10 protein-coding genes and 1 CRISPR repeat array are annotated in these 15,838 nt (G+C 55.4%); of the genes, 7 read left to right on the plus strand and 3 right to left on the minus strand.

Annotated features, from left to right (window positions below; all coding sequences use genetic code 11):
• Nucleotides 1-113 precede the first annotated feature (113 nt).
• Genes cas1f through cas6f form a run of 6 tightly spaced genes read left to right on the plus strand, consistent with a single transcriptional unit; the run spans nt 114 to nt 8,400 of the window.
• A complete protein-coding gene (gene cas1f / locus LG300_RS01100; protein WP_404376582.1) occupies nt 114-1,085 on the plus strand; it encodes a type I-F CRISPR-associated endonuclease Cas1f in 972 nt (323 codons plus the stop codon).
• On the plus strand, nt 1,085-4,414 hold the full coding sequence (cas3f, locus tag LG300_RS01105) for a type I-F CRISPR-associated helicase Cas3f (protein ID WP_404376583.1): 3,330 nt from the start codon (nt 1,085-1,087) through the stop codon (nt 4,412-4,414). The genes cas1f and cas3f overlap by 1 nt, the downstream gene beginning before the upstream one ends.
• Before the next feature lie 35 nt (nt 4,415-4,449).
• Complete coding sequence (gene csy1, locus LG300_RS01110) at nt 4,450-5,796, plus strand: type I-F CRISPR-associated protein Csy1 (protein ID WP_404376584.1); 1,347 nt, start codon at nt 4,450-4,452, stop codon at nt 5,794-5,796.
• Nucleotides 5,793-6,776, plus strand: a complete 984-nt coding sequence (gene csy2 / locus LG300_RS01115) for a type I-F CRISPR-associated protein Csy2 (protein ID WP_404376585.1) — start codon at nt 5,793-5,795, stop codon at nt 6,774-6,776. Before csy1 ends, csy2 begins: the two co-directional genes overlap by 4 nt.
• 16 nt (nt 6,777-6,792) lie before the next feature.
• The gene (gene csy3 / locus LG300_RS01120) at nt 6,793-7,827 is read left to right on the plus strand and encodes a type I-F CRISPR-associated protein Csy3 (protein WP_404376586.1); all 1,035 of its coding nucleotides are present in this window, start codon (nt 6,793-6,795) and stop codon (nt 7,825-7,827) included.
• Nucleotides 7,828-7,830: 3 nt separating this feature from the next.
• Nucleotides 7,831-8,400, plus strand: coding sequence for a type I-F CRISPR-associated endoribonuclease Cas6/Csy4 (cas6f, locus tag LG300_RS01125; protein WP_404376587.1), 570 nt, complete (start codon nt 7,831-7,833; stop codon nt 8,398-8,400).
• Between the two features lie 129 nt (nt 8,401-8,529).
• A CRISPR array of direct repeats spans nt 8,530-12,098; the repeat unit is 28 nt; unit sequence GTTAGCTGCCGCCCAGGCAGCTCAGAAA.
• Between the two features lie 47 nt (nt 12,099-12,145).
• Here the strand turns inward: cas6f and LG300_RS01130 are convergent.
• Together LG300_RS01130 and LG300_RS01135 are read right to left on the minus strand one after the other, a co-directional pair.
• Complete coding sequence (locus LG300_RS01130) at nt 12,146-12,457, minus strand: hypothetical protein (RefSeq protein WP_404376588.1); 312 nt, start codon at nt 12,455-12,457, stop codon at nt 12,146-12,148.
• A 113-nt stretch (nt 12,458-12,570) separates the two neighbouring features.
• On the minus strand, nt 12,571-13,461 hold the full coding sequence (locus tag LG300_RS01135; RefSeq protein ID WP_404376589.1) for an alpha/beta hydrolase: 891 nt from the start codon (nt 13,459-13,461) through the stop codon (nt 12,571-12,573).
• 147 nt (nt 13,462-13,608) lie between these two features.
• On the opposite strand from LG300_RS01135, the gene LG300_RS01140 reads away from it, so the two are divergent.
• Complete coding sequence (locus tag LG300_RS01140; RefSeq protein WP_404376590.1) at nt 13,609-14,634, plus strand: acyltransferase family protein; 1,026 nt, start codon at nt 13,609-13,611, stop codon at nt 14,632-14,634.
• Between the two features lie 69 nt (nt 14,635-14,703).
• Here LG300_RS01140 and LG300_RS01145 read toward each other — a convergent pair whose 3' ends face one another.
• Nucleotides 14,704-15,225, minus strand: coding sequence for a hypothetical protein (locus tag LG300_RS01145; protein ID WP_404376591.1), 522 nt, complete (start codon nt 15,223-15,225; stop codon nt 14,704-14,706).
• Nucleotides 15,226-15,838 lie beyond the last annotated feature (613 nt).

Here is a 15,838-nt window from a genome sequence, read left to right on the forward strand (position 1 = left end):
GTCATCTTCTAACACGGTAGGCGCACGAAAGGCGGGCTAAGAATGGCGAAGATGTATGGTGTTATGAAGCGAAGGATGGTTAGATTAGGGTAGAGATAATCAGGAGAACTGCCATGGATGACTTTTCGCCTTCTGACCTTAAAACCATCCTGCATTCCAAGCGTGCAAACCTTTATTACCTCCAGCACTGCCGGGTGTTGGTAAATGGAGGGCGAGTGGAGTACGTGACCGATGAGGGCAGCAAATCCCGCTACTGGAATATCCCCATTGCCAATACCACCTCGATTTTATTGGGGACAGGAACCTCCATTACCCAAGCCGCCATGCGTGAACTCGCCAAAGCGGGTGTGTTAGTCGGATTCTGTGGAGGCGGTGGCACACCGCTATTTGCTGCCAATGAAGTGGATGTCGATGTTGCTTGGCTGACACCACAAAGTGAGTACCGGCCCACGGAGTATCTCCAATACTGGGTGCGCTTCTGGTTTGACGATGCCAAACGTCTTGATGCCGCCCGCGCATTTCAGCAGGCGCGCCTTGCCCGTATCGAAGCGCTGTGGACAAGCCGTGTGATGAAAGAGGCAGGCTTTAGCATTGCCACCGACCACCTACACAGCGCCCTTGCCCATCACCGCGAAGCGATTAGCCAAGCACCTAGCACGATTGACCTACTCACTTTAGAAGCGCGACTGACCAAGACGCTCTTTAAGCTCGCTGTGAATGCAGTCGATTACGGCGATTTCACCCGAGCCAAGCGTGGCACAGGCACCGACCCCGCCAACCGCTTTCTCGATCACGGCAACTATTTGGCTTACGGATTAGCAGCCACCGCCACTTGGGTGTTGGGGATTCCCCACGGCCTAGCGGTACTTCATGGCAAAACCCGCCGGGGCGGCTTGGTTTTTGATGTGGCGGACTTAGTGAAAGACGCCGTCATCCTGCCTCAGGCGTTTATTTCCGCCATGCGCGGCGATGAAGAGCAAGAGTTCCGCCAGGCATGCATTGAGCGCTTAACCCGCACCGAATCCCTCGACTTTATGATTGATACGCTCAAGGAAGTTGCTCACGGGCTGGGGAGCGGTGAGTAATGAACGTGCTGCTGATTTCCCAGTGCAATAAAAATGCCCTGAAAGAAACGCGCCGCATCCTCGACCAGTTTGCCGAGCGCCGGGGCGACCGCACTTGGCAAACGCCGATTACCCAAGCTGGGCTGGATACGCTGCGTAAGCTGTTGCGTAAAACCGCCCGTAAGAATACCGCCGTTGCCTGCCACTGGATTCGTGGCCACGACCACAGCGAGCTGATGTGGGTAGTGGGGGATGCCTCGCGGTTTAATATGCGCGGTGCGGCACCAACCAATGCCACCCGGCGCAATATTTTGCGGGCGCAAGATGAGAACGATTGGCACAGCGGGCGCCTGATCCATTTGCTAGCTTCTATGGCTGCGCTCTTTCACGACTTAGGCAAAGCGAGCCAAGCGTTTCAGCAGCGCTTAATGGGCAAACTGGAAGGCCGTAACCGTTATCGACATGAATGGGTGTCGCTGCGTTTACTGGAAGCCTTCGTGGGTGAGGATGATGATGCAACATGGCTTACACGCCTGGAAAATCTCTCGACAGACGATGACTTCAGTTGGCTAAACCGGCTGCAACGGGATGGAGTAGAGGCAGTGGCTACGCGGCTACCCTTTGCACATTTACCTCCTTTGGCGGCGGCGATTGGCTGGCTCATCGTTAGCCATCACCGCTTACCGGCGCTGCCTGCTTATGAAGAAGGCAGCAACACCCAAAAGTGGTTAGGGGCTAAAGCACCACTGAATGCGGGTAATTTACCTACTCTGCCAAGAGATATGACCGCCGCATGGAATGAGCGGGTAGACGTTGCTCCAAAGAAAGAGATCGACCCCTATTGGACCTTTCCCCACGGTTTACCGATAGCCGAGAAAGCATGGCAAGAGCGGGCGCAGCGCTTGGCTCGCCAATTAGGTGAAACCCAAAGCGAGTTTGTGCCACTCGATGCCCCTTATGTCATGCATTTGGCACGTATGTCGCTGATGCTGGCCGATCATCATTACTCCAGTTTGGTTGGCCAGGGGAGGGTGGCTGGCCAATGGGCGCAAACGCTGTATGCCAATACTGCAGTGATTCAAGGTAAGCGCCAGCTTAGCCAGCCATTGACTGAGCACTTGCTTGGTGTCACGCGAACCGCAGGAGAAATAACGCACCGTCTGCCTGACATGGTGCGCGCGATGGGTGGGATTACCGGCCACAAAGGCTTTAAGGCGCGCAGCAAAGCCCCGCGTTTTCGCTGGCAAGATAAAGCTTACGATCTAGCCGTTGGGTTGCGTGAGAGGAGCCGCCAACAAGGCTTTTTCGGCATCAATATGGCGTCGACGGGCTGTGGCAAAACCATTGCCAACGGGCGTATTGTTTATGGATTAAGTGAGCCAGAAATTGGAGCACGTTTCTCCATCGCGCTGGGCCTTCGAACCTTGACCTTGCAAACAGGGCAGGCCTACCGTGACCGCCTGGGGCTGGGCAGCGATGACCTTGCTGTGCGCGTAGGCGGTGCGGCTAGCCGAGAGTTGTTTGAACATCAGCAGGCTCAGGGTGGCTCGGAATCCCGCGCTGAACTTCTCGATGAGCAGAGTCATGTGCATTTTGAGGGCAATGTTAATGCTCATCCCGTTCTAAACAAGACCGTGGCTGACCCGCGCGTTCGGGCTTTGATCAGCGCTCCTATCCTTGTCTCCACTATCGATCATCTCATGCCTGCCACTGAGAGCCTGCGAGGAGGCCATCAAATCGCCCCCATGCTGCGCTTGATGAGCAGCGACCTTGTGTTGGATGAGCCTGATGACTTCGATATCGATGACTTGCCAGCGCTCACGAGATTGGTTTATTGGGCGGGCATGTTGGGTTCGCGGGTGCTGCTTTCTTCCGCCACGTTGCCACCTGCACTGGTACGTGGGCTTTTCGATGCCTATCGTGAAGGCCGCGCCGAGTATCAGCGCCACCGGGGAGTGCCGGGTGCCCCCGTCGAGCCGGTGTGTGCCTGGTTCGATGAACACGGCTGCACCCATGAAAGCTGTAGCGATGGCACACGCTTCGATGCCGCGCACCTTGCCTACGCCCGCAAGCGTGCATCGCGGCTCGCAACACAACCGCCACTGAGACGGGGCTACCTGGTTCCTTTTACAGCGCCGTCATCACTAGATGCCATTGCCGAAAACCTAGCTAAAACCGTTATCAAGCAAGGGCTAGCGCTGCATGAAGCGCACCATACGCACGTTCCGCAAAGCGGCAAACGGGCCAGTTTTGGGCTGGTGCGTATGGCCAATATCGCGCCGCTGGTCGCGGTGGCGCAAGCACTCTATCGCATGGAGATTCCCGAAGGTACGCAAATACACCTGTGTGTCTATCACTCGCAGTTTCCACTCCTGCTCCGTTCGCGGCTGGAGGCTCGTCTTGACCGTGCGCTGGATCGCCGCGACGAGCTGAGTGTGTTTGAACTGCCAGATATACGCGCCCGCTTGAAGGGTGACGCCGTCGATCATTTGTTCATTGTGTTGGGCTCCCCCGTCACCGAGGTTGGGCGCGATCACGATTACGATTGGGCCGTTGTCGAGCCGTCTTCCATGCGCTCGATCATCCAACTGGTCGGGCGAGTGCGGCGTCATCGGCCAAGTGCCGTCACTGAGCCCAACATTGCACTGCTCGATACCAACGTAAAGCACTTGGAAGGGAGGCGGCCTGCGTTTAGCCACCCTGGTTTTGAGACCGAGCAGTATTGGCCGCTGAATACGCACAATCTCTCCGCCCTGCTTCGTGAAGAGGAGATCGACACGATTGATTCCCGGCCCCGCCTGACACCTGCCGAGTCGCTCAGCCCTACCGGTAAGTTGGTCGATTTGGAGCACGCGCGGCTCGCCTCGCTGATGGTAGAGGGTGCTGAGCCACTAGGCGCGCCAAAACGCCGTAAGCGTCGGGGCGAAACACCCACAGTCGATCTAGGTGCTTACCTTTTCTACCGCCCCGCGACGATGACGCTAAGCGCCCTTGCCCTTCAACACGCGCCGTTTCGTGAGGATAACGCCCAGGAGAGCGAGTTTGTCCTGCTACCCGACGAAGCGGAGGAGGACTACCTATTTTGTCGCGTTGAGAAAAACGGAAGGGAGGAGCAGCTAACCCTAGTAGAGCGAGAACTGGACAGGCTGCCAGACGAACTGCTGCATAACCCACGTATCACGCCCTGGAACGAGCCTGATTACATGGCGGCTCTCTCCGAGCAGGCCGACGCGATGGGAATAAGCCTAGAGCGCTGTGCCAACCGCTTTGGCCGCATTCGACTCAAAACCGACTACGCCCCTTATGGATGGCATTTTCATCCTGCACTGGGGTTTGTGCGACGCAAGTAACTTCAAGCCATGAGATAGGGAAGGAAGGGAGCGTTATGACCGAACCACCGCATCAATCGTTGTCGCTTAAAGAGCTTATTCACGACTTTATTCAGCAACGCTTTGCCACCAAGACAGAAAAACTGGCGAAGGATGATCCAGCTTACCTCAAGTTTCAAGAACAGTTTGCGCCTCAAACGTGGCTGGCCGATGCCGCTCGGCGTGTTAGCCAGCTACAGGTAGTCACACACTCGCTGAAGCCGATTCACCCAGATGCCAAGGGCACCAACTTGTATGTGGAGCCACGGACGCTTGATCAAGGTGATCTTGTCGGTAGCCACTGCTTGCCTGACGACTTCCAAGGCGACGTAGTCGGCAACGCGGCTGCCCTTGATGTTTACAAGTTCCTCAAGCTCGAATGGCAAGGGCGTTCGCTGCTGGAGCTGGCGCTTGAAAATGACGATACGTTCATCGATGCACTCAGCAAGAATCCAGAAGAGGCGCAAGCCTGGGTAAGCGCTTTTGCCAGTATTGTCGAGCCAAAGGGAGCACCCAGCTCACACGCGCGGGGCAAACAGATGTATTGGCTAGTGGGTGACGATCCTACCGATGACGCCAGCTATCATCTCTTAGCGCCGCTTTACGCAACTGCTTTGACGCATCCGTTCCATGCGCAACTTAGCGAAGCACGCTTTGGCGAGCACGCCAAAGCAGGTCGAAAAGCTCGCCGTGAAAACGTCGCATTTGAAGGGGTCTACAGCGACTATCTCAACCTAGCCGTCCAAAAGCTCGGCGGTACTAAACCGCAAAATATCTCTCAGTTGAATAGTGAACGGGGAGGGCAGAACTACCTTCTTGCCTCGTTACCACCACATTGGCAGTCGCACGACATTTATCCACCTATGCGTGATGCTTTCCGTGCGTTCAAACGCCGCCCTACCGTTTGGAAAACGGTTCATGAGCTGAAACGGTTTCTTGAAACCGACCCTGCTAAAAATATGCATACGCGGGACCTGCGCGATGACTTCATCACGATGCTGGTCGATGAGTTGATGCTTTTTACCTTTGATATGCATTCTTTAGCGCCTGGTTGGACAGCCGATGACAAGTGCGAGCTTGGGCCCGAAGAGCAGTATTGGCTCGACCCTGGGCGTGCACTACAAGATAGTGAATTTGACCAGGCTCGGCGCCGATCACCTTGGCATGAGGCAATTAGTGACCGTGCGGCGGCATGGCTAAATCGTCAACTTAACTACAAGAGTGCTCTTAGCGTTGGCGATTTAGAGCACGATCATTGGCAAAGGCAAATCGAAGCCGTACTGAAAAACTTCCGCCGCCAGTTAGACGACCTGCAAGATGCCCTGCGTGACGATGATGAGAGCCTTCAAGGAGAGTCCGCATGATTAACCATCTTCTTGTACTTCCTCGTCTGCGCATTCAGAACGCGAACACCATCTCCAGCCCGATGACTTGGGGCTTTCCCTCCATGAGCGCTTTCGTGGGCGTCCAACAAGCCCTGGAGCGGAACCTGCCCGACGATATCAAGCTGGTGTTCAACGAGATTGGCGTGGTGTGCCATCACATTGACCCGCAAGTGACCGAAGGCAGTTTCATTAAGGCGTTCCACCTGACGCGTAACCCCGTCGACAAGAGTGGCGGCACCGCCGCCATTGTCGAAGAGGGGCGTGCCCATCTGGAAATCAGCCTGTTAATCGGCGTTGAATCGGACGGGGATGACCTAGGCAGCCCCGAACGCTGTCGAGTCATTGCACAGACGCTATTCGATCAAGTGCAAGGTATGCGTATTGCAGGGGGTAGTGTCATCCCCGCGCTCAATGCTCAACAGCGCTATCGCCCTGAACTGGTTAGCTTTGATGTTAATGAATCGGAAAGGGCAAAACAGTGGCAGCGCCTCAAGCGTCGTCTTCTGCCTGGCTTTGCACTGGTGCTACGCGATGACCTGCTGACTAAGCATACTGCCACGCTAAAAGCACAGAACAGCAGCGCTACCGCCTTGGACGCCTGGCTCGACCTTTCACGGCTTAACCACGAATGCCACGTTGAGCAAGTGAAGGATGAAAAAGATGGTAAGGAGAAAGAGGTCGTGCAATGGAGCATACGCCGACCCTATCCCGGCTGGCTGGTGCCTATTCCAGTTGGCTACGGCGCCATCTCAGACCTTTACGCACCTGGAGACGTTGCCAACGCCCGTAATGCGGAAGTGCCCTTTAGGTTCGTGGAAAGCCTCTATTCGATGGGAGAGTGGGTTAGCCCACACCGCTTCCAAAAGCCCGACGATCTCATGTGGTTCGTTGAGAACGACCTGGATCGCGGTATTTATCGCCTGCAAAACGACTACGCCAACACGCTGACAGAAGACTAATCAAAGGGGAAACGACATGGCCAAGAACGATACGCTCAAAACCGCTTCGGTACTCGCTTTCGAGCGCAAACTAGACCCGTCCGATGCTCTTTTCCGTGCAGGGCAATGGGAAGATCGCTCGCAGGTAGCGCAGTGGAAACTCATACCGGTACGCGAAAAATCGGTGCGCGGCACCATTTCCAATCGCTTGAAGGCAAAGGACCAGGATCCCCTCAAACTAGACGCTGCCATCGAGAATCCCAACCTGCAAACGGTAGATGTAGCGACCTTGCCGCATGATGCCGATACCCTCGCGGTTCGCTTTACGCTGCGTGTGTTGGCCGGTGCCGGTACACCTTCTGCCTGCAACAACGCCGAATACCAGAAAAAGCTAGCGCAAACGGTCTCAGGCTATGTGAGCGAGCACGGCTTCGATGAGTTGGCTCACCGCTACGCCTGCAACCTCGCCAACGGGCGTTTCCTGTGGCGTAACCGCATTGGTGCCGAAGAGGTCGAAGTGGTCGTCAGCCAGATGAAAGAGGGGCAGCCTGAAAAGACATGGACCTTCGATGCACTCGAACAATCCACCCGTGACTTTACCGGTAATGCTGAGACTCGTGAGCTAGGAGCCGTCATTGCCCAGGCGCTGGCAGGCAAACAGTATCTGTTGCTTGATGTCGTCGCTTTCGCTCGCATTGGTGCTGGTCAGGAAGTATTCCCCTCCCAGGAATTGATCCTAGACCGTTCCCGTGGCGACAAGAGCAAAACGCTCTACAGTATCGGAGACGAAAAGCAAGCAGCTATTCACTCTCAAAAGCTCGGCAATGCCCTTCGCACTATCGATACCTGGTACCCGGCACCGGAGGATGGTGACACACTTGGCCCTATCGCTGTTGAGCCCTACGGCTCGGTCACTACACAAGGCACGGCCTACCGCCAACCAAAACAGAAGGTGGATTTCTATAACCTGCTGGATAATTGGCTACTGAAGGATCAGGTGCCGCCCGTTGAGCAGCAGCACTTCGTGATGGCCACCCTCATCCGCGGCGGCGTGTTTGGCGATGCGGGGTAATCCATGGACTACTATATCGATATCCGGCTAAGGCCGGACCCCGATTTTGCGCCGCCCATGCTAATGGGCGCGCTATATAACAAACTGCACCGGGCGCTGTTTGACCTGGAAAGCGACGATATCGGCGTAAGTTTTCCCCTGCATAAACACGGCGTTCGCGCGCGAAGCTTGGGCGAACACTTGCGATTGCATGGTACTCAAGCGCGTCTAAAACAGCTGATGAGTGACGCATGGCTAACGGGGATGCGAGACCACGTTAGCGTAAGCGAAGTGCTGGCGGTACCCGACCATGCCAAGCACATTAATGTGTCGAGGCGGCAGTTTAATACGGGCAGCCCCAGCCGTGCCAAACGCTATGCCAAGCGTCACAACATCACGGAAGAAGAAGCCAAACAGCTATATGCCAAAGTGGCCGACAAACGCATTGAACTGCCCTTTGTGACGATCAATAGTCGCTCCACTCAGCAGCGTTTCAGCTTGTTCATTGGGCACAGTAAGCCTGCAGATACCGCGATTTTGGGGGCTTTCAACCACTATGGGTTAAGCCCCCAAGCGACGGTGCCTTGGTTTTGACCCTTTTTTTCGTTGAAGTAATTGGCAACGAATAATCAATCACTTAGCGGTATCACTTTGAAAAGGGTGGTGCCGCTTTTTTCACCTAAAGCTCTTTAACAATCAGTGCATTATTTATAATATGCTCTTGTTAGCTGCCGCCCAGGCAGCTCAGAAACTGGAGTGCGCATCTTTGCGATACCAAACGGCGTTAGCTGCCGCCCAGGCAGCTCAGAAAAGCTTATCAAGCACCCGCTGCACTGGTGTATCGTTAGCTGCCGCCCAGGCAGCTCAGAAATATCAAACAGGATCATGATTCAGGCTCCACGTGTTAGCTGCCGCCCAGGCAGCTCAGAAATTGACCGCGTAGCTGTGTTCAGGTGGTACAGGGTTAGCTGCCGCCCAGGCAGCTCAGAAACATTACGCAGATAAACCCGGAGTAAACAAGCAGTTAGCTGCCGCCCAGGCAGCTCAGAAAATTGGTAAGGCGGTGTCTGCCCACGTTCAATCGTTAGCTGCCGCCCAGGCAGCTCAGAAAACCTAGTGTGGGGAAAGGGTGCATCCTGTTAAGTTAGCTGCCGCCCAGGCAGCTCAGAAAAGCGGCTTGATTAATTCACCTGAACGTATTGAGTTAGCTGCCGCCCAGGCAGCTCAGAAAATTAACTTTTCACCATCGAACTTCATGCCTACGTTAGCTGCCGCCCAGGCAGCTCAGAAAGCCCCTCGTCTCTCACTTGCACGTCATCATCAGTTAGCTGCCGCCCAGGCAGCTCAGAAAAGCATCTTCGCCTTCTACTACGCCGTAGGTTTGTTAGCTGCCGCCCAGGCAGCTCAGAAATTCTGGGCGCGTGTAAGCCTCGCCCGCCCCGCGTTAGCTGCCGCCCAGGCAGCTCAGAAAACCCGATGGGCGACAATGAATACATCAACCAAGTTAGCTGCCGCCCAGGCAGCTCAGAAAAGCAGTTGCGGCAATAGGCGCTGCGTAGCTAAGTTAGCTGCCGCCCAGGCAGCTCAGAAAACTATGGCGTCAATGTTTTCAGACAAATAGATGTTAGCTGCCGCCCAGGCAGCTCAGAAAATTACATGAGCCTTGTATTTTTTGGGGAACGTGTTAGCTGCCGCCCAGGCAGCTCAGAAAATGACCGATGAAAAATCAACCGAACTTGAGCGGTTAGCTGCCGCCCAGGCAGCTCAGAAAATCTGCACGCCCGCCTTCGCGCTCTAGATTGCGTTAGCTGCCGCCCAGGCAGCTCAGAAAGCACATCACGAACAGCGGCGGTCATCGCGTTTGTTAGCTGCCGCCCAGGCAGCTCAGAAATAAGCGAAAAGTCAGACCGTGAGATCCGTGAAGTTAGCTGCCGCCCAGGCAGCTCAGAAAAGCCACGCTGTCGTAGTAGTTGCAGCGTTTGGGTTAGCTGCCGCCCAGGCAGCTCAGAAAACCAAGTGGCGCGGGTCGCTGCATGTACTGGCGTTAGCTGCCGCCCAGGCAGCTCAGAAAATTAGTCAGCGGGGTGGTTGCGCCCATGCTGAGTTAGCTGCCGCCCAGGCAGCTCAGAAAGTCATACTCGCCGGTCTGGTCAATGACGTTTGGTTAGCTGCCGCCCAGGCAGCTCAGAAAAAGCAAGCCGAGCGTATCGACTCGCTAGGCACGTTAGCTGCCGCCCAGGCAGCTCAGAAAGCCATTTATTACGCTCCTTGCGGGGTGGATGCGTTAGCTGCCGCCCAGGCAGCTCAGAAAACTATTTCCCAAATTGAAAACGGCGTTATCGAGTTAGCTGCCGCCCAGGCAGCTCAGAAAGGCACATTACGAAACGATGCAATGGCGTCGGCGTTAGCTGCCGCCCAGGCAGCTCAGAAATTCCTTAATCCCGATAACGAGAGGTATTACACGTTAGCTGCCGCCCAGGCAGCTCAGAAAATGAGTCCGCTGACTTAACACGCCTGGAGGAGGTTAGCTGCCGCCCAGGCAGCTCAGAAAGCTGATTAATCGCAAGCTCATTGCCTACCATTGTTAGCTGCCGCCCAGGCAGCTCAGAAAGCAGCACGTCGCTACGGCACTGGCGGCATTGTGTTAGCTGCCGCCCAGGCAGCTCAGAAACAAGGTGCCCAAACATCATCGCCTGCACCAACAGTTAGCTGCCGCCCAGGCAGCTCAGAAATGACGCCACTCGCACCATACCGTTACGCACCCGTTAGCTGCCGCCCAGGCAGCTCAGAAATACGTTGCCACGCCAACAAACGTTTCCCCCGCGTTAGCTGCCGCCCAGGCAGCTCAGAAACAAATGGGCAGCGTGGATTCGGCGATACTGGAGTTAGCTGCCGCCCAGGCAGCTCAGAAACCGCTGCTGTAGCAGCGGCGTTAGCGGTATTGGTTAGCTGCCGCCCAGGCAGCTCAGAAAAACTCTGTTCTCGCTTTTAACGCGCTGCGAGTGTTAGCTGCCGCCCAGGCAGCTCAGAAACCAAGATCAAACGCATACTGCGCCGATGGCAGGTTAGCTGCCGCCCAGGCAGCTCAGAAATGGTAATAGTCGATATCACCATCCTGGAACGTGTTAGCTGCCGCCCAGGCAGCTCAGAAACGGCACGCCATTCGGCGGCGGTTACTACACTGGTTAGCTGCCGCCCAGGCAGCTCAGAAATTTTCAGCATGGCGGCGTCTACTGGAAGCCCGGTTAGCTGCCGCCCAGGCAGCTCAGAAATCTCCTACCAGCCGGGCACGATGCACGGCGACGTTAGCTGCCGCCCAGGCAGCTCAGAAATACTCGGAGCGCCGCGATAGCCAGGGCGAGCCGTTAGCTGCCGCCCAGGCAGCTCAGAAAAGTAATATTAGCGTGGCGTACACGCCGGGCACGTTAGCTGCCGCCCAGGCAGCTCAGAAAACGCAACACAGGAGAACGCCCGTGGCGATCACGTTAGCTGCCGCCCAGGCAGCTCAGAAAAATGCCTGGTACATAATTTTTGACCCAGAAACGTTAGCTGCCGCCCAGGCAGCTCAGAAATCGGAGATATGGATCACGCTCCTTTTGCATTGGTTAGCTGCCGCCCAGGCAGCTCAGAAATATACACCAGTCTGCGCACCATTGAGCGTCTAGTTAGCTGCCGCCCAGGCAGCTCAGAAAATCTATGCGGTGAATGCCCAGGCTGATGGGCAGTTAGCTGCCGCCCAGGCAGCTCAGAAATCCCCTATGGTTAAACTTCATCCCACAGCCGTGTTAGCTGCCGCCCAGGCAGCTCAGAAATAATCGGTCGGCTAGTGCCTGCTGACTGCCAGGTTAGCTGCCGCCCAGGCAGCTCAGAAATCTTGGGACAACAAAACCCCCGAGCAAATCCTGTTAGCTGCCGCCCAGGCAGCTCAGAAAGGACTCCTCGGGACAGCAGGCGAGCCGAGACAGTTAGCTGCCGCCCAGGCAGCTCAGAAAATGAGGCTGCGGCATCGTACAAAGTGATGAGCGTTAGCTGCCGCCCAGGCAGCTCAGAAATGGGCGGGCAAACCTCTAAAGGATTTGGCCGTGTTAGCTGCCGCCCAGGCAGCTCAGAAAGCCCACGGGCAGGCATCCTTTAGCTGCGGCTTGTTAGCTGCCGCCCAGGCAGCTCAGAAATGTACAAAAGCGGCGAAAAGCCCGCGCACGTGGTTAGCTGCCGCCCAGGCAGCTCAGAAAGTTAAGATTCGGTACGACCAGGACGTGGTGGAGTTAGCTGCCGCCCAGGCAGCTCAGAAAGTGGGGGCACCTTTGGGTGTGTGAGCCAAGCACCATAAAAACCGCAGCTACTCCTTCTCTTCATCCTCTTCCCAGCGTTCGATGGCGCGTTTGTCGTCGGGGAGTCGCACTATATCGCCCACGTTGAGTTTTTGGTGTGCATCAAAGCGGCGGCCGTGCTGGTCGAGAATAGCGGCCACGCTGCCAATGCTCACGGCATCTTCTTCGCGGTAGGCTTCTACTTTTACTCGCACAATGCGGCCTTGGTAACGGGCAGAAAGCACGGCGCCTGGGTAGGGAGGCGCGTGGTCGGGGTCGTCCTTAAAATAGGCTGCTACGCTGGCGCTGCCGGGGTCGTCCCATTCAATGTGCTTGTGCATGGTGAGTATCCTTACGGTGGGTGAAAAACAAGAAGCCTCAATAAGTGTAGTGTGCGTTGGCGGTCGTCGGCCAATGTGAGTAGACCCTACGCTGGGTGAGGCTGGGCGATGCTTTACCCGTCGCCAGTGGCGTTGGTTGACCCCACATACTGAAACATAAAGTTGAGCGCCGCGGGTAAGCTGGCCCGCCATACGCGCCAGGTGTGGCCGCCAGGGTAAAGGTCCAGCCGTACTTGACCCGGCTGAATACGCTCGATGGCTTGGCGTAGCTGGCGGGCGTGAAATTCTGCATCGTACTCATCGCTGCGCCCGGCACTTATATAGAGCGGTACGGGCGGAATATCGCTTTGTTCGGCGTTTGGGCGCGGCGTTACCTGAAGGCGGTAGCGCTCTAAATGCGCGGTGTAATTCAGTTGTTCCCATAGTGCGCGGTCAAACTGGCCCTGTTCGTTTAAAAAGGCTGGGTGCCGGTTGGCGGAGGAGTTGCTAGGCGGTACGGGTACGTAGCTGGCGGGGCTAAGTGCGGCCGCTGCGGCAAACATATCGGGGCGCTCTAAGGCGAAATTCACCGCCCCATAACCACCCGCTGAAAGCCCGGCTACACCGCGTAATGGGCGTGTGGCTCCTACATGGTAGGTTGCTTCAATATGCGGCAGCAGGTCGTTAAAGAAGGCGCTGCGGGCTGCTTCGTTGTGGCCATCTACCCACCAGCTGCGGCTGCCGGGCATCACAAACACCGCCGGGGGTAAATGCCCGGCCTCAATTAGGCGGTCGGCTACTTGGGGGAGGTTGCCTCGGGTCACCCAGTCCCGTTCGTTACCAAACGAGCCGTGCAGGAGGTAAATCACGGGGTAGGGGGAGGTCGCCGCCGTGTCATAACTATCCGGTAAATAGAGAGTGTAGGGGTAGTCGTCGCCTAGCGTGGATGAAAAAAACTGCTCTCGGGAAACGTCGCCTGCCAGCGCGATGTTACTCAGCGCTAGCCAGCCAAATAAACTAAACACATATCCTGCCCAGCGTGTGCAGTGCGCTACTCTCGGTTTTTTAAGCACATTGCCTCCAGGAATTTACGAGCGCTTAAAAGGTCGGACAACGCTGTAAGCCGGGGTGTTCATTGACATGAGCTTAGTGGTGGTTTGGCAGGAGGGTAAATGCAGAAAATCGAGGAGATTTACTGGCTGCGTGCATACGGCTGTGTGGCCGTTTTTTTGTTTCACTGGTTGGATCACATTAACCAGCGGGTGGATAACGTGGTCACGGATTTGATGCGTATTCCGCTGGTGTTGGGTACACCGGTGTTTCTGTTTATCTCGGTGTTTGTGTTTGCTGTCCGTTACGATAAGCAGGTGCCGCCCGGCTTTCTGCTCCAGCGCGTTAAGTACGTCATGCTGCCTTATTTGGCCTATGGGTTTATCTACTCTACCGCTGAGTGGTGGCGTTTAGCTGGGAGTAATAACGCTGTGGGCTTTTGGGAAAACGCGAAAGCCTACTTTATTTACGCTGGCTGGCATGGCTATTTTCTGATTATTGCGATGCAGTTTTATGCAGCATATTGGGCATTTACCCGCTGGCAGCTGTGGCGTATTCACCCTGTGCCGTGGCTGTGGGTGGCTTGCGTGGTGAGCATGGCTTATTGGGGGGCTGCTTACTGGTATGAGGTGGAGCCGCCTGGCTATTTGCTGTGGGTCGCGCCGCTTGGCTGGTTGTATCTGTTTTTCTTAGCGCTGGTGCTGGTGCGCTACTATCCGTTAACGCCCTCAGCAACATTAAATGAGCGCCCTGTTTGGCTACAAACTTTATCTCAACCCCGCTGGTTGCTGCTGTTTATCTCTCTGATTGTGCTGGCGACTTTTGCCCACTGGCTGGCTTTTTCCTCTAAAGAGGTGTGGGTTATCCCCTTTTTTGTGCTGTTTACGCTGGTGGTGATGCGTGGCTTGAAAGGCCGCAAAGCGCCAGGGTGGGTGCGTTATATCAATGCTTACTCTTTCGGTATTTATTTGGCGCATCCAATGTTTTTTGTCATTACCGATGTGCTGGTGGGGCCCTCTACACTGCCGTTAGTGGCTTATGCCCTGCTGCTGATCCTGATAGGCAGCGTTGGGTCGATATTGCTCAATAAAGCGGTGAATACCACCACGTTTGGGGCAATGCTATTTGGCAAACGGCTGAAGGTATAACCGGGTGCGAGAGATGGCGCGGGCGGATGATGGTAATGGAAGCTGATAGCGAAAACAGGTCGGTGTGGCTTAGGAGGAGGGCGGCAAGCGAGAGGACTTAGCATTGGCGCTGCGTTTATGGGGTGAGCCTCGGGGAAGGCCTAAGGCTTCGCCGCTGAGGGTTTTTAATCGCGTTGGGCAGGCGTAGAGGCGCTGTAGGAAATCGAGTAGCGCTGGCTCTTCAAGTTCTGGGTCAAACCCGCCCAAACGCTCTAGCCAGGTGCGGCGAATGGCGACGTAGGGGGGCACCGTGACCGCTGAGCCAATGAAGCGCTGTAGCAGACGCTCCGAGAAGCGAGGTGTGGTAGCACTCAGCAAGAGCGCATCCAGTGCTAGGGTGTGTAGCTGTGAATAGAGGAGCGACCACAGCTGTGCTGCCAGCGGCTGTTTATCCAGCGCAATCAGCACCCATTCGGCTTGGCTAATATAGGCCGCCCGGTTGATCCGTGTACCGAGTGTTTGGGAAGGGGTGACTAAGCAGTGCACATGGTAGCGCTGTTCTATAGATGAGAGCCGTTTATCTACTTGATGGCACGTCACAATAATAGGCATTACGTGTTCGCTGAAGCCTGACTGCCGGATGGAACGCAAGTGCCGCGGTAGCCAGGCTCCAGTCACCGCTGCGTCAACAATAAAGCAAACCGTACCCATTTGAAGCGGCTTCCTTTGTTATTAAATCCATCTGAATGTAATTTATTGTAGGTGCTGGTTTATTTGTGTAGCAAGACAAAGTTTTCTGATGGTGTCTAGCGGTATGGGGAAATGGTTGAACCAAGTTGGTGCATACGCGATTTTTTGCGCCCATTTATGGTGCGCTGATAAGAAAATAATGAAGCGTTTGCGCACAGTGAAGTGGCATGTGCTACAGGAAGAAGCATGCTAAAGGCGGTTTTCATAGTTTAAAAACAGAGGGTTACTATTTTTTGATGCCATTATGGTGCAGAGTTGGCACGCTCTGTGCTTTATATTTGGCAGCGGCTAGCGGGTCGTAGGCAGAAGCCTCATGGCGTGCTAAAACGATAGCCGGTCTGAATGATCGCTGTGCGTTTTGTTATCCATCATTAGACAAACGTTAAGCGGACAAAAAAGACAAACGCGCCACATGCACCACGCGTGTTGAACGATTTGTTGAATAACACTTTTATTGACAGCTTACTGTTACAAG

Source organism: Vreelandella aquamarina, from assembly GCF_044805175.1.
Classification (GTDB): Bacteria; Pseudomonadota; Gammaproteobacteria; order Pseudomonadales; family Halomonadaceae; genus Vreelandella; species Vreelandella aquamarina_B.

Coding starts and splice junctions, on each gene's coding strand:
- LG300_RS01145 (WP_404376591.1), bottom strand. CDS start 15,225: ATGCCTATTATTGTGACGTGCCATCAAGTAGATAAACGGCTCTCATCT.
- LG300_RS01140 (WP_404376590.1), top strand. CDS start 13,609: ATGCAGAAAATCGAGGAGATTTACTGGCTGCGTGCATACGGCTGTGTG.
- cas6f (WP_404376587.1), top strand. CDS start 7,831: ATGGACTACTATATCGATATCCGGCTAAGGCCGGACCCCGATTTTGCG.
- csy3 (WP_404376586.1), top strand. CDS start 6,793: ATGGCCAAGAACGATACGCTCAAAACCGCTTCGGTACTCGCTTTCGAG.
- csy1 (WP_404376584.1), top strand. CDS start 4,450: ATGACCGAACCACCGCATCAATCGTTGTCGCTTAAAGAGCTTATTCAC.
- cas3f (WP_404376583.1), top strand. CDS start 1,085: ATGAACGTGCTGCTGATTTCCCAGTGCAATAAAAATGCCCTGAAAGAA.
- LG300_RS01130 (WP_404376588.1), bottom strand. CDS start 12,457: ATGCACAAGCACATTGAATGGGACGACCCCGGCAGCGCCAGCGTAGCA.
- csy2 (WP_404376585.1), top strand. CDS start 5,793: ATGATTAACCATCTTCTTGTACTTCCTCGTCTGCGCATTCAGAACGCG.
- cas1f (WP_404376582.1), top strand. CDS start 114: ATGGATGACTTTTCGCCTTCTGACCTTAAAACCATCCTGCATTCCAAG.